Origin of the sequence: Leucobacter coleopterorum, assembly GCF_011382985.1 — a bacterium.
Lineage (GTDB): Bacteria > Actinomycetota > Actinomycetes > Actinomycetales > Microbacteriaceae > Leucobacter > Leucobacter coleopterorum.
This window is the reverse complement of sequence record NZ_CP049933.1, coordinates 1,372,003-1,385,790: the sequence shown is the minus strand read 5'-3', so window position 1 is coordinate 1,385,790 and position 13,788 is coordinate 1,372,003. Positions and strand designations below refer to the sequence as shown.

Sequence of the window (13,788 nt, the reverse complement as noted above, 5' to 3'; positions counted from 1 at the left end):
TTAACATGAACCTCGAGCAGTTACGAAGCTTTTCTGAGGTTGCGAGGATCGGCCACTTCACTCGCGCCGCAGAACAGCTACATCTCGCGCAGCCTTCCCTCAGCCGTCAGATTGCCACCCTCGAGGCAGACCTTGGCGTTGAGCTACTTCATAGGGCACGCGGAAATATCGCTCTAACGAGCGCCGGTGAACGACTGCTCCCCTCGCTCGCCGAATGCTTGCCGATGCCGACACCGCCCGCGGCGAGATGGCGGAGCTCGCGGGGCTTCGACGCGGTCGGATTCGACTTGGAGCCACCCCGACACTCTGCACAAGCCTCGTTGCCGATGTACTCGCCGAGTTTCGACATCGCCACCCCGGCATCGATGTCGAGATCCTTGAGCGCGGCTCTCGCACACTCATCGAGGCGCTCGTGGAAGGATCGCTTGACCTTGCGCTCATTGTGACGAGTGTGTCATCGGGCGCAGCGCGTGCGGTACTTGAGCGCAAGGCGGTCTTGCGCGAGAGCCTCGTTGTCGTCTCCGCCTCCTCCGACCCCAGCCCGTTTACTTCAATAGCAGGATCAGCCGCGGAGATCGAAGATCTCGCCGAGCTGCCTCACATCATGTTCCCGAAGAACTACGACCTCCGCGTTGCGGTAGACGCGGCACTTCAGGCCCACGACGTGCATCCCTTCGTCGCGGTTGAGGGTGCCGAAATGGATGCGGTACTTCGCTTCGTTGAGCGGGGCATAGGTATTGCTGTGGTACCCGCAATGGTTGCGGTTGACCGTCCGCTGCTGCGCGCCACCCCGCTCGCAGACCAAACTCTAACCCGCACCATAAGCATTGCCCGACGCTCAGACATGACACCAACGCCAGCGAGCACAGCACTGCAGTCGATCATCCAGGAGGTTGCCGACAGGCTCACGACACCCGGTGCAGCAACCGCAGAGCTTGTGGGCCGAGTGTAGACCGCACGAGTTTCAACAACGATCCCATCACATGGAGAAGTCGATCTTACGACCAAGCCACAAAGAATCGTTCAATAGCAACACCCATTGCCCCGCGAACCAAGTTCTCGATCTCCTACCGCGCACTCACGAGCGCAGGTCGTAAGCTTCACGCGCTTCTAACACCTCTTCGATGTGCGCTTCCGCCCACGAGCGGAGCACCCCTAAGGGCGTCGAGAGTGTCTCTCCAAGCGCAGTGAGTTGATATTCAACCCTGGGTGGAATCTCCGCGTACACCCTGCGAGAGACAATGCCATCCCGCTCGAGCGCGCGCAGCGTATCAGTCAGCACTTTTCCGCTGATTCCCTGAACGGTCAAGTGAATGTCTTTGAAGCGCAAAGGCCCGTCAGAAAGCGCAATGACGATCATTGCTGTCCATTTGTTCGCAATCCTGGCCAGCGAAGTGCGAGAGGGACACGTTGAGGTCAGCACGTTCCACGATACTTTTTCCACAAAATTTCCTTTAGTTACGTTGAGGTAACATGTTACATCATGAAACTATTATCACTCACAAATAGTAACTTTAAGTTCAAAGGAATTTTATGTCCCCGCAATCCGCACCGATCACCGTCGTCACCGACTACTTCACCGCGCTCGCTGAGGGGCGGGTGCCCGACGCGCTCGCCAAGCTTCACCCACAGGTACAGTGGCACCAACCCGGCCAGAATCAGTTCTCCGGTGTTCACACCGGCCCCGATGCCGTCTCCACCCTCATTGGAGGCATGATGGGCGTCAGCGGCGGCACCTTCGCACTCGCCCCGGCTGGACCACTCATGGCAAACGGAGCCCTTGTAGCTGCACCGGTACACTTCACCGGCTCCCGGAATGACGGAGTTCAGCTCGATCAGCTCGGACTCGATCTGCTGACCGTCCATGACGGGCTCATCGTCGAGGTGCACCTGTTTTCAGCGGATGGCCCCGCTGAGGATGCGTTCTGGGGGTCGTCCGCGACTCAGTAAAACACGCGGGAGCCGAACTCAATGTTTGGCTCCCGCCCAGCACCCTGCGACCGGCAAGCGATCGGGCCAGCATATACAGAGATTCCCTTTCGTCCCCATACGCCACTGAGATTTTGACGCTTACATACGCTCGATGACTCCTGCACACCCACGCAAAAACCACGGGTGAAAATGATTGAAATGAGCGCCGAAATATTCCAGCGAATGACCGCAGATGAGTACGACGCGATCCCCGACCGAATCACCCTCGATCAAAACAATAGGCAGCAGCACAGTCACGCCCTCGATGAATTGCGAGCAAGGGTGAGAATCACCCTGGTTCACGAAATAGGCCACTATTCCGAGATGGATGATGCTCATCTACACGAACTTGGCTGTGCGTAAAGCAGTCACCCGTCCTTGCAAACCAATCGCATGTGTGAACTGCAATCATTTGGTGGATCTGAGGGGATTCGAACCCCTGACCCCTGCATGCCATGCAGGTGCGCTACCAACTGCGCCACAGACCCGGGAAGTCGGGCGAATGCTCACCCGACAACTTCTCTAGTTTAGACCATCACCCGGGGTCGCGCGCAAATCGGCGGCCTCCTTGAGCATGGTGCTCACGTCGATCACCGGGCAATCCTGCCACAGGCGCTCGAGCTGGTAGAAATCACGCTCTTCGCTGTGGAACACGTGTACGATCAGGTCGCCGAAATCAAGCAGCACCCAACGGCCGCCCTCGCGTCCCTCGCGCCGAATTGTGCGCACACCCGAGAGATTCAGGGCGTCTTCAACCTCGTCCGAGATCGCCTGAACGTTTCGTTCGACAGCGCCACTCAGCACCAGAAATACGTCGGCCAGCGCGAAATGCTCTGCTACATCCAACGCCACAGGAGCGGTTGCGCCCTTACTGTCAGCTGCCTGTACGGCAATTCGCAGGCTTTCGAACACGTCGTTCGGCTGATTTGCCATGGTATTCAGTTCATGTCCTTTGGTAAAAATTGATTCGGGGCGTGTTGACACCGGGAAGCTTCGGTCAGCCTAGCCGAACATCCCGTTCGTTGCGCCCCAAACTCCGAAGCCAACGACAACAACGAGCAGCCCACCGCCCGTCAATGCCAGCACCAGCGGAAGCTTGCTGTGTTCCTTGGTCGGCTTCGCCACGACGGGAGCACCCGAGACGACCCGCGCACTCACAGCGTGACGTGCAGCAACGGGAGCGGGCCCCTGATCCGCTGTAATCTGCGACTCGGGAACCTCGGCCCCAATAATCGGATCCATCTCGATGGAATCATGCAGTGCAGAGTGTCCACCGGTCTCGCCAAGAGACTTCGGCAGCTCAATTGATCCCGTGAGGTACAACTCCCCTGTGCCACCAAGGGGCCCCTTGAGGCCACCGGTGTCATCAGGCATCGCGGGCAGGATCAGCGCAGAGGTATTCGAGGTCCCCGCGGCACCTTCCTGCGCAACCGCACGCGAGATGAGATCGTCAAAGTCGCCTGACCCTTCATTCCGCTTTCCGGGCATGGGAGTGGTGCGCGAAGTCGGATCGTCAAAGACTGAACGCCACTCTTCGGGCGGCTGAATGTCTGGGAACGAATACGCAGCAGTCGAGTTGGTGTCGGCAGCTGGCTCAGGATCCGAGGTCCCGAGCGCAACGACCGGCTCTGCGTCGGCGGGAGCCGGAGCAACAGGTGGAACAAACGCTACCGGCTCCTGAATCACGGGCTCAGGCTCGACGGGAACCTGAAGAACGGGATCTGCGGTCTGGCCTTCGACCACCTCGGCCTCGACAACAGGCACGACCGGCTCAATCTCTACCGCTTCGACAGGTAGCTCAACTGCAGGAGTTGCAGACTCTTCAGCATCTTTGCCGCGCTTCCAGAAACGACGCTTCGGTTTCGATTCTTCCTCAGCAACCGGCGACACATCAGAAATGACCGGAGACTCTTCGGGCACAGCGGGAATCTCAGATGACTCCGCTTGAACGTTCTCTGCCCGAGCTGCCGTCTGAGCTTCCTGAAGTTCTTCAACCGTGAACGCCTCGGTCGGGGCGAGATGAGCGAGTCAAAATCCATCGCGGGTGCGGCGTCAACAGCGGGCGACTCCTCAGCAATGGGCTGAGGGAACACGGCGGCGGGTTCCTCTGCAACGGCTGGTGCCACAGCCTCAGCGGCAGGTTGCGGGGCAACACCAGTTTCCACAACGACAGGAACATGATCAACAACAGGCTCAGGCGCAGCAATTGGCTCTGGCACAACCACGGGCTCAGATACCACGATTGGTTTAGGCGCAGCAACCTGCTCGACTACCGGTTCAGGCTCCGGTTCCACCTCAACGACGTGCGCTGCCCGAGCTTCACGTGCAGCAAGCGCCTCTTCGCGTAGCTGCCGCATCTCGCGTCGGCTTCGTGGTGTTCCGTCTGGGTTAACAGGAGAAATCTCAATGTCATCTTCGCCAGCAACTGCAGCGACGGGGGTCGCTGGAGCAGCAGGCTCTGCAGCGGGCTGAACAGCCTCAACCTGCGCTACCGTTGCCTCCGAGATATCAAGAGCCCCGGTTTCACTCATTTCCCGCAGGCGGCGCTCGCGCCGCGTTAGCGGTTGTTGTTCATCGTGCTCAGTCATCTCTTCATCACTTCCTCGCTGTACAGCTCATGTTTTGCAATGTACTGCACAACCCCGTCAGGCACGAGGTACCAGACTGGGTCTCCCCTAGATACCCGCTTCCGGCAGTCCGTTGACGAGATTGCCAGTGCAGGAACTTCTAATAAGCTTACGTGTTCACCAGATAATCCCGAAAGGGAAAGCTCGTGTCCAGGCCTTGACACCGCGATAAAGTGTGCAAGCTCCCAGAGTTTGTCTACATCTTTCCAACTGAGGATCTGCTCAACCGCGTCAGCCCCGGAAATGAAAAACAGTTCCGCTTCAGGCATTTGCTCGCGCAGATCGCGCAGCGTGTCGACAGTATAGGTCATGCCATCGCGATCAACATCCACACGACTCACAGTGAATCGCGGGTTTGAAGCTGTCGCGATAACGGTCATAAGGTACCGATGTTCACTCGGGGTGACATTGGCCTTTTGCCAAGGTTGCCCTGTGGGAACAAACACTACCTCGTCGAGGTCGAATCGCTGGGCGACTTCACTTGCCGCGACCAGGTGGCCGTGATGAATGGGGTCGAAGGTTCCACCCATCACTCCGACACGACGTTGGTTACGCACCGCCCGATCGTCTGACTAGTGCTGCTGACTTGCGCCGTGCTCGCGAGCGTAGGCCTCGGCCTTATCGGAATGGCGATTGGCAACATCGCGGAACGTGAATGTCACGATTGCGAGAGCGGACAGCACAACGAAGATGGCAATACCAAAGATGGGTGCTGGAAACCACAACTCATTGAGAGTGTGTGAGCCTTCTTCAGCGGCGGCTATCGTTGCGAGAAGCGACATGGGAAACCCCTGTATTCATTACAAATTGGATGGTCAACTAGTAGTCTATCGGTTTCGGCTAACGAACCTGACCCGCACCGCGCACAAGCCACTTTGTGCTGGTCAGTTCTGACAGGCCCATCGGACCGCGAGCGTGCAGTTTCTGAGTTGAAATTCCGACTTCTGCACCGAAACCAAATTCTCCGCCGTCGGTAAATCGAGTGGAGGCATTGACCATCACAACGGCCGAGTCAACCTCCGCTAAAAAACGTTCCGCATTGGCATAGTCCCGCGTAACTATGGACTCGGTGTGCCTCGTCGAATAGCGATCAATATGGGCAATCGCCTCATCAATCGAGTCGACCACCCTCACCCCCATCTCGAGCGCCAGGTGCTCGGTAGCCCAAGTGGTGTCATCAGCGACGTCAGCTTCAACAACTAACGCTCGAGTCGTTTCGTCACCCTTAACCCGACGTTCGCGGCAATCAGCTCCCTCGCGAGACGGGGCAGCAGTCGCTCAGCGGCGTCTCGATGCACAAGCAGCGTCTCAGCCGCGTTACACACACTCGGCCTGTGGGTCTTCGCGTTGCGCACAATGTTCACGGCCATCTCTTCGTCGGCCGTTGCATCGACAAACACGTGCACGATCCCTGAACCAGTCTCAATAACAGGAACGGTCGATTCGTGCACCACGGTCGCAATCAGGCCTGCACTTCCGCGCGGGATCAGCACGTCGACATACCCTCGCGCCTTCATGAGCCGCGAAGCACCTTCTCGACCAAACTCGTCAATCGTCTGCACGGCCTCGCCATCAAGACCCGCACTCGAAATAGCCCTCTGCATCAGCGAAACCAGAACCGCGTTAGTGCTCTCGGCTGCGGTACCGCCGCGCAGAACCGCGCCATTTCCACTCTTCAGCGCAAGCGCCACGATATCAACGGTGACGTTCGGGCGCGCTTCGTAAATAGCCCCGACAACTCCAAATGGCACACGCACTTGATTGATCGTGATCCCATTGGCGAGCGTGCTTCCTCGTACCACCTGGCCGACCGGATCGGGCAGAGCGATCACGTCGCGCACAGCCGCAGCGAGTGCCCGCAGCCGATCCTCATTCAGCGCGAGCCGATCGAGGAGCCCCTCACCGATCTGATCCACCTGGCCACGCTCCAAGTCAAGCGCATTCGCGGCAACAACCGCTTCGATATTGTTCTCGAGCGCTGCAGCGATCGCCTCGAGTGCGCTATTTTTCTGGCCGGTGGTAACGGTGGCAAAGCTCTTGGCTGCGACGCGGGCACGCTCAAGCTTGGTGAGAAACGGGTCAACGGTTGGCATGGCGTCAGTCTACCTTTCGACAGTTATGCGGGCACGGCATCAAAACGCGTCCCGTGGTCAGCTCCTTCAAGCACGGGGCAAGTAAACGAGTCTCGGTCAGCAGCACTGCGACGCCCGCATCGGCGGCAAGTCTGGCGGCCTCGACCTTGGTTGCGGCTCCCCCAGTGCCCCAGCCCGACTGAGCCTCACCAATTTCGATGCCCTCAAGAGCATCGCCGTAGGGAACATGCGCGATCCGCGTCGCTCCGACCATCGTGGGTGGTGCCGTGTACAGCGCATCGACATCGGAGAGCAGCACCAAGCGATCCGCCTCAACGAGCCTGGCAACGAGCGCAGCAAGGCGGTCATTGTCACCAAAGCGAATTTCGTGGGTCGCAACGGTGTCGTTTTCGTTGATAATCGGCAGGATCCCGAGCTGCAGCAGACGCTCGATTGCGCGCCTTGCGTTTCCGCGGTGGGTCGGGTTTTCCATGTCATGTGCGGTAAGCAGCACCTGACCCGCAATGATTTCGTGACTGCCAAGGGCTCGCTGGTAACGGTTAACGAGAATATTCTGACCGACAGCGGCGGCGGCTTGTTGTGTCGCGAGATCTTCGGGTCGTTCTTCAAGGCGGAGGAAGGGCACACCGGTGGCAATCGCGCCACTGGAGACAAGGATCACCTCGGCGCCGGCAGCGTGCAGTCGAGCGAGTGAAGACACCAAGGTTGGGATCTGGGATGCGTTCTCGCCACTGACGGATGATGATCCAACCTTCACGACCACACGGCGTGCAGCCAGCAACTCCTCGCCTACGCTCACGATTCTTCTTTCCACATCCCTGCCTTGCGCTCACGCTCGAGCTCTGCACGCGCTTCAGCCTTTGCATCCATGCGGGCCGTGTATTCCGCGCGCCTCTCCTTGTTTGTGCGGCGATCATTCGGGTCAACGCGTGAATCGGTGCCGCGAGCACCCACCTGCACCTCGGCGGCGCTGGTGAGCGTCGGCTCCCAATCGAACACCACGCCGGATCCCGGGCCGATCACAACAGTTGAGCCGGCGACGGCACCAGCCTTCACCAGGGCGTCGTCAATGCCGATCTTTTGAAGGCGATCGGCGAGGTAGCCAACGGCCTCGTCGTTCGTAAAGTCGGTCTGCTCGACCCAGCGCTCCGGCTTGATGCCCAGCACACGGTACAGCGTTCCGTAGGAACCGCCCTCCGTCGCGATGCGGAAGCCTCCGTCGTTGACCGCCTTGGGCCTCAACACAATGCGAGGTTTGTTCTCGGCCTCAGCAAGTTCTTCGGCTCGAGCCTTTTCAACCAGGTCCGCGATGGCAAAGCTCAACGACCGCAGTCCCTCGTGAGAGGCTGCCGAAATCTCAAACACCCGGTATCCGCGTGATTCGAGTTCTGGGCGCACGAAATCAGCGAGTTCACGAGCCTCGGGCACATCGACTTTGTTCAGCGCGATGAGCTGTGGACGTTCCAAGAGCGGCGTCTGCCCGTCGGGAACCGGGTAGGCACCCAGCTCAGCGAGGATCACGTCAAGGTCTGAAATGGGGTCACGCCCAGGCTCCAGCGTTGCGCAATCGAGCACGTGAAGCAGAGCGCTGCAGCGCTCAACGTGGCGCAAGAAGTCAAGGCCAAGGCCCTTGCCTTCACTCGCACCCTCGATCAGTCCAGGAACATCGGCAACGGTGTAGCGATGCTCTCCCGTTTCGACCACGCCAAGGTTCGGACTCAGCGTTGTGAACGGGTAGTCTGCGATCTTTGGTTTGGCGGCACTCATGGCCGCAATCAAGCTTGATTTGCCCGCGGAGGGGTACCCCACAAACGCCACATCAGCGATTGTTTTCAGTTCAAGCGTGAAGCTGCCGCTCGTGCCAGCTGTACCGAGTAGGGCAAAGCCCGGAGCTTTACGCTTCAGGCTCGCGAGCGCGTTGTTGCCGAGTCCCCAAGGCCACCCTGAGCCGCGACGTAGCGGGTGCCGGGTTCAGTGAGGTCGGCGAGCGTTTCACCCTTGTCGTTCTTCACCACCGTACCGATTGGCACGGGCAAAAGTAACTCTTGCCCGTTCACACCGTCACGGTAATCGCCGGCGCCATAGCCGCCGTTTTCTGCCTCTCGGTGCGGGCGGCGGTGGTACTCCAGCAAAGTCGTAACTTGCGGATCAGCGATCAATACAACATCGCCACCGTTACCGCCGGCACCACCGTCTGGACCCGCGAGTGGCTTAAACTTCTCGCGCCGAATCGATACGCAACCATTTCCACCGCGACCCGCCTGCAGGTGCACCTGCACCTGATCCACAAATGTCACCATGCTGAATCCACCCGCCGAAACTCTTCGAAATCTTCTCTAGATACGGCAAAAGGCGAGCCGAAGCCCGCCTCGCCTTTGACTGTCTGCGTTACGCAGCAGCTACGATGTTGACAACCTTGCGGCCACCCTTCGCACCGAACTCAACCGAGCCAGCGGAAAGCGCGAACAGGGTGTCATCCTTGCCGCGACCGACGTTCACTCCGGGGTGGAAGTGTGTGCCACGCTGACGAACGATGATCTCGCCCGCGTTGACTTCCTGGCCACCGAAGCGCTTAACGCCGAGGCGCTGCGCGTTTGAGTCGCGACCGTTACGAGTTGAGCTTGCGCCCTTCTTATGTGCCATTGTCTCTAACTCCTTGAAGCTTTAGCCGTTACCGGTTACTTGATGCCAGTGATCTTGAGGCGGGTCAGATCCTGACGGTGACCCTGACGGCTCTTGTAGCCGGTCTTGTTCTTGTAACGCTGGATAACGATCTTGGGACCGCGGAAGTCGTCGAGCACCTCAGCCGTTACCTTCACCTTGGCAAGCGCGGCAACATCAGTGGTTACCTTGTCGCCATCAACGAGCAAAACTGCAGGCAGCTGAAGCTTGCCCTTTGCGTCGCCCGCTACACGGTTGACGGTAATGATTGAGCCAACCTCAACCTTTTCCTGCCGGCCGCTTGCGCGCACTACTGCGTAAACCACTTGTCACCCTTTTCCTGAGGATCGTCTTACGTGTCGAATCGCGGCCTGGCCGTATTCGAAGTCTGAGTTATACGTCATCCGCGAACGGACGACACCAACGCTCCATCGTATCTCACACATTCCCCGATGGTCAAATACATGTCACGCGTGTCACGCCTAGGAGTTCGAGCGCCGCTGGGTTGTGGCGTCGAGAGCTTCCAGGAGTGATTGTTGAGCTGCCTGCGCCGCTTCCGAGTTCTGCTCGGTCGAGCCACCCTTGAGCGTACTCGTTGAAACACGGCGACTGCGCGCCCGCCCGGTACCTGCGGCGGGAGCCTCTGGCAGCGCATCGAGCACCGACCCAAGGAGATCCGCACCCAACGTCTTCGAGCCACTCTCGACCTGCTCGTTCGTGTCAACGGCACGCTTCTGGCGCGACTGGACGCGACCGGTCCGCTTTACAACGGGCTCGGCGGGAGTCTCTGCGATCGGCGCCAAAACCTGCGGTTCTGCAGATTCTGCCTCCGGTTTAGCCCCGGGAATGGTCGACGCCGCAACCTGAGCGAGCATGTTCTTGGCTCCGTCAGTGATCGCATGGGTCTGCGACTTTGGCTCTTGTGCCGGTGCCTGCGATCCGGATCCCGACCCCCTGCCGCGCTTCTGATTGCGAGCACCGCCGTCAGCACTGCGGTGTTTATTGACGGGATCGTGATGCACAATCACACCTCGACCTGCGCAAACTTCACACGGCTCGCTAAACGACTCAAGCAACCCAAGGCCAAGCTTCTTTCGGGTCATCTGCACGAGGCCCAGCGAGGTTACCTCCGCGACCTGATGCTTCGTGCGATCCCGGCTCAGGCACTCCACTAGGCGGCGCAACACCAGATCACGGTTCGACTCCAGCACCATATCGATGAAGTCAATGACGATAATGCCGCCAATGTCGCGCAGACGCAACTGACGAACAATCTCTTCAGCAGACTCAAGGTTGTTCTTCGTGACAGTCTCTTCGAGGTTGCCACCGGTACCCACGAACTTACCCGTGTTGACATCAACAACGGTCATGGCTTCTGTGCGGTCAATCACGAGTGAACCACCCGAGGGCAACCAAACCTTTCGGTCGAGCGCCTTCGCGATCTGCTCGGTGATGCGATACTCGTCAAAAATGTCGCGCTCTTCTTCGTAACGCTCGACCCGCTGCAGCAGGTCGGGAGCCACCTGCGAGAGGTAATCCTCGATCACAGTGTAAGTATCGTTGCCCGAGATCAGTAGACGCTGGAAATCTTCGTTAAAAACATCGCGAATAATCTTAATGAGCATGTCGGGCTCCGAGTGAAGCAGCACAGGGCCACCACCCTTCTCAACACGCTTCTGAATCGATTCCCACTGGCGCGTCAGGCGCTGTACATCGTGCGTAAGCTGCTCTTCGCTCGCTCCCTCGGCTGCGGTGCGCACAATCACGCCCGCACCACTAGGCAGCACCTCTTTGAGGATCTTCTTGAGGCGCGCACGCTCCGTGTCTGGAAGCTTGCGCGAGATACCGTTCATGGCCCCACCCGGCACGTAGACGAGGTAGCGGCCAGGCAGCGAAATCTGGCTCGTGAGTCGAGCACCCTTGTGGCCCACAGGGTCCTTGGTCACCTGCACAAGCACGTGATCGCCAGGCTTCAGAGCATTCTCAATGCGGCGAGCGGTGTTGCCGCCTTCCAGTTCTGACCAGTCGACCTCGCCGGAGTACAGCACTGCGTTGCGACCGCGGCCAATATCAACAAAAGCGGCCTCCATGCTCGGCAACACGTTTTGCACACGACCGAGGTAGACATTGCCGATAAGCGAATTTTCACTGGAGCGCGCAACGTAGTGCTCAACGAGCACCTTGTCTTCGAGCACACCGATCTGCACGCGATCCGTTGTTGAGCGCACAATCATTTCACGATCGACCGACTCACGGCGCGCGAGAAACTCGGACTCGGTAATAACAACGCGGCGACGGCCAGCGTCACGACCGTCACGACGGCGCTGTTTCTTAGCTTCGAGTCGAGTTGAACCCTTGACGCGCTGCGGCTCAGTAACAACAGGGGGTGCGGATCTTGAGCTTCGACGCTCGGAGTCATCTTCGTTCTCTGAACCACCCAAGCGACGGCGCTGACGGCGCTGACCTGAGAAACTGTCGCGATCCTCGCGGTCGTCACGCGAGTCCCGATCATCACGACCATTTCGATCGTCGCGCGAGTTGCGACCGTCGCGGCGCTCACGATCTCCGTCACGCGTAAAACGCTGGTCGAGCATGTCGTCAAGACGACTCAGATCTCCGCGACGAGGCCGCGGCTCAATCGGAGGTACATCTGGCGCAAGGAAGATGAGTCGGGTCGTCGCTCGGAAGCGTTCCTCAGGCGTCATTTCTGCGAGCGGGAGAATCAGCTTGGGCCCCTCCGACTTTGCATCTTTGGGGGCCTCAGTGCTCGCTTCAACTGCGTCTACCGCCTCAACAGAAGACTCCGCTGCAGAACCATCCTCGGCTGCAACATCTTCGTTTGACTGATCAACATTTTTTTCGGTTTCCGCTACAGGGTCTTGGCCAGCATGCGCTACCAATTCCTCGGTGTTCTCGTTATTCACCATTCCTGGTGTGCTCCTCTGACCCAGGAGAACTGTATTCTCGCCGGGAACCTATTCGTGCGGTGGTTTTCCGCAAATTCTATTCTCCGCGGATAAGCCATCCGCGCTCGGTCAGCGACCGGTGGCTACCACTCGGCAGCCAAAAGACTGTGCGTGCGACTCACCTTCTCGGAATGCCACACCAACACTCATTATGTCACGGCCATCACCGAATGCGCAGCAAGGTGTGGATTATGATCGAACTATGAGTTCTGAACTTCGCACCGAATCACGGCCCGTCGGTTTCGCAATCTTTTCGATTGTGGCTGGGGTGATCGGGTGGTTCGCTTCGTTCGAACTCCTCACAGAGTTCATTCACAAACTCAAAGATCCCTCTTACATTCCTAACTGCAATGTCAGCGTCATCGTGTCATGCGGACCAAACATGGAGTCATGGCAGGGATCCGCGTTTGGCTTCACAAACACCCTGCTCGGGATCGCAGCATTCATGGCACCCATCATCGTGGGTGTTGCGCTGCTAGCCGGTGCAAAGTTTGCCCCCTGGTTCTGGCGCATTTATCAACTTGGCATGTTGGGTGGCGTTTCCTTTGTGTTCTGGCTCGCCTACCAGAGTCTTTTTTCGCTAGGCACACTCTGCCCATGGTGCATGGTGGTGTGGACCGTCACTATCCCACTGTTCTGGGTGACGCTCTTCCGCCCCTACGCGTCGGGTGACATTCCCGTGAAGACTTCAACACAGCAGCTTTTTGAAAAGCTGCTTTCTTGGGCTTGGGTGATCATTCTGATCTGTTACATCGCGATCGCATTCACAGCACAGCTGCGCCTCGACTGGCTCGCTGAGTTCTCGCGGGTCTAGTTCGCCACGGTGAGGCGCTTCCAGAGCGCCTCAACCTGCGCGAGCGTTTCCTCTTTGCTCCCTGACGTATCAATGATCACGTCCGCAATAGCTCTGCGCTCCGCGTCACTCGCTTGATTTGAGACGCGCGTGTTTGCGTCTTGCTCGGTCATGCCGCGCAGCGTCACCATCCGCTGCACACGCTGCTCCACGGGCGCATCTGCCACCACCACCAGGTCCCACTTTTTGTTAGACGCCCGCTCATCAAGTGTTTCAACCAACAACGGGATCTCATAGACGACAACGGCGGCAGGATCAGCCGCGCGCGCCTCAGCGATCCGTTCGTCTGCAAGCCGCTGCACCTCGGGGTGCACGATCCCGTTCAGTTTGGCAAGCGACTGAGGGTCGCTAAAGACGAGGCTGCCGAGCACCGCCCGATCCAAACTGCCATCACTCTGCAGCACCCCGTCACCGAACTGCTCTACCACCCGCGCAAGCCCCGGTGATCCCACCGCCACAGCGTCGCGGGCGAGCTGGTCAGCGTCAATGCGCATCGCCCCCAGTTCTGCGAGGCGAGCACCAATGGTCGATTTTCCGGAGGCAATACCCCCTGTGAGCGCAATGAGCGTCAAGCGAACCACTCCTTCACAGCCATATGCTTGATCCAGAAAGGATCT

The 13,788-nt window shown here is 58.8% G+C and carries 14 protein-coding genes, 1 tRNA gene and 3 pseudogenes; 5 read left to right on the top strand and 13 right to left on the bottom strand.

Annotated elements, in window-relative coordinates:
* Positions 1–5 precede the first annotated feature (5 nt).
* Positions 6–131 (top strand): annotated as a pseudogene (locus G7066_RS17420) (LysR family transcriptional regulator); the annotation flags it as partial.
* Positions 132–214: 83 nt separating this feature from the next.
* Positions 215–952, top strand: coding sequence for a LysR family transcriptional regulator substrate-binding protein (locus G7066_RS06445; RefSeq protein ID WP_341873873.1), 738 nt, complete (start codon positions 215–217; stop codon positions 950–952).
* Between the two features lie 126 nt (positions 953–1,078).
* Here the strand turns inward: G7066_RS06445 and G7066_RS06440 are convergent, their stop codons facing one another.
* Positions 1,079–1,444: a winged helix-turn-helix transcriptional regulator gene (locus G7066_RS06440; protein WP_244303334.1), complete on the bottom strand. Its 366-nt coding sequence runs from the start codon at positions 1,442–1,444 to the stop codon at positions 1,079–1,081.
* A gap of 89 nt (positions 1,445–1,533) precedes the next feature.
* Here G7066_RS06440 and G7066_RS06435 point away from each other — a divergent pair, with 89 nt between their 5' ends.
* Complete coding sequence (locus G7066_RS06435) at positions 1,534–1,950, top strand: nuclear transport factor 2 family protein (RefSeq protein WP_166329897.1); 417 nt, start codon at positions 1,534–1,536, stop codon at positions 1,948–1,950.
* 171 nt (positions 1,951–2,121) lie between these two features.
* Entirely contained in the window at positions 2,122–2,334 is a 213-nt protein-coding gene (locus tag G7066_RS06430; RefSeq protein ID WP_166331941.1) for a metallopeptidase family protein, read from the top strand.
* A 50-nt stretch (positions 2,335–2,384) separates the two neighbouring features.
* Here G7066_RS06430 and G7066_RS06425 read toward each other — a convergent pair.
* The 11 genes and pseudogenes from G7066_RS06425 to G7066_RS06375 all read right to left on the bottom strand — a co-directional run bounded on the left by G7066_RS06425 (position 2,385) and on the right by G7066_RS06375 (position 12,279).
* A tRNA-Ala gene (locus tag G7066_RS06425) sits at positions 2,385–2,459 on the bottom strand.
* 34 nt (positions 2,460–2,493) lie between these two features.
* Positions 2,494–2,904 (bottom strand): ribosome silencing factor, encoded by a 411-nt coding sequence (gene rsfS / locus G7066_RS06420; protein WP_166331940.1) that lies wholly within the window; start codon positions 2,902–2,904, stop codon positions 2,494–2,496.
* Between the two features lie 69 nt (positions 2,905–2,973).
* Complete coding sequence (locus G7066_RS06415) at positions 2,974–3,891, bottom strand: hypothetical protein (RefSeq protein ID WP_166329895.1); 918 nt, start codon at positions 3,889–3,891, stop codon at positions 2,974–2,976.
* Between the two features lie 664 nt (positions 3,892–4,555).
* Positions 4,556–5,155 carry a nicotinate-nucleotide adenylyltransferase gene (gene nadD, locus G7066_RS06410; RefSeq protein WP_280116251.1) on the bottom strand — a complete coding sequence of 200 codons (600 nt, stop codon included), beginning with the start codon at positions 5,153–5,155 and terminating at the stop codon, positions 4,556–4,558.
* A 15-nt stretch (positions 5,156–5,170) separates the two neighbouring features.
* Entirely contained in the window at positions 5,171–5,380 is a 210-nt protein-coding gene (locus G7066_RS06405; RefSeq protein WP_166329893.1) for a hypothetical protein, read from the bottom strand.
* Between the two features lie 58 nt (positions 5,381–5,438).
* Positions 5,439–6,691, bottom strand: a pseudogene (locus tag G7066_RS06400) (glutamate-5-semialdehyde dehydrogenase).
* Positions 6,692–6,695: 4 nt separating this feature from the next.
* Positions 6,696–7,490: a glutamate 5-kinase gene (gene proB, locus G7066_RS06395; protein WP_244303333.1), complete on the bottom strand. Its 795-nt coding sequence runs from the start codon at positions 7,488–7,490 to the stop codon at positions 6,696–6,698.
* A pseudogene (obgE, locus tag G7066_RS06390) lies at positions 7,487–8,991 on the bottom strand (GTPase ObgE). Before obgE ends, proB begins: the two are co-directional and overlap by 4 nt.
* 88 nt (positions 8,992–9,079) lie before the next feature.
* Positions 9,080–9,334 (bottom strand): 50S ribosomal protein L27, encoded by a 255-nt coding sequence (rpmA, locus tag G7066_RS06385; RefSeq protein ID WP_166292840.1) that lies wholly within the window; start codon positions 9,332–9,334, stop codon positions 9,080–9,082.
* Between the two features lie 35 nt (positions 9,335–9,369).
* A complete protein-coding gene (gene rplU / locus G7066_RS06380; protein WP_166329891.1) occupies positions 9,370–9,678 on the bottom strand; it encodes a 50S ribosomal protein L21 in 309 nt (102 codons plus the stop codon).
* 156 nt (positions 9,679–9,834) lie between these two features.
* The gene (locus G7066_RS06375; RefSeq protein WP_166329889.1) at positions 9,835–12,279 is read right to left on the bottom strand and encodes an Rne/Rng family ribonuclease; all 2,445 of its coding nucleotides are present in this window, start codon (positions 12,277–12,279) and stop codon (positions 9,835–9,837) included.
* 241 nt (positions 12,280–12,520) lie between these two features.
* Between G7066_RS06375 and G7066_RS06370 the strand changes: the two genes are divergently transcribed.
* Positions 12,521–13,132, top strand: coding sequence for a vitamin K epoxide reductase family protein (locus G7066_RS06370; protein WP_166329887.1), 612 nt, complete (start codon positions 12,521–12,523; stop codon positions 13,130–13,132).
* On the opposite strand, the gene coaE is transcribed toward G7066_RS06370, so the two are convergent.
* Complete coding sequence (gene coaE / locus G7066_RS06365; protein WP_166329885.1) at positions 13,129–13,743, bottom strand: dephospho-CoA kinase; 615 nt, start codon at positions 13,741–13,743, stop codon at positions 13,129–13,131. The two genes, G7066_RS06370 and coaE, sit on opposite strands and share 4 nt — an antisense overlap.
* Positions 13,744–13,788: the final 45 nt, after the last annotated feature.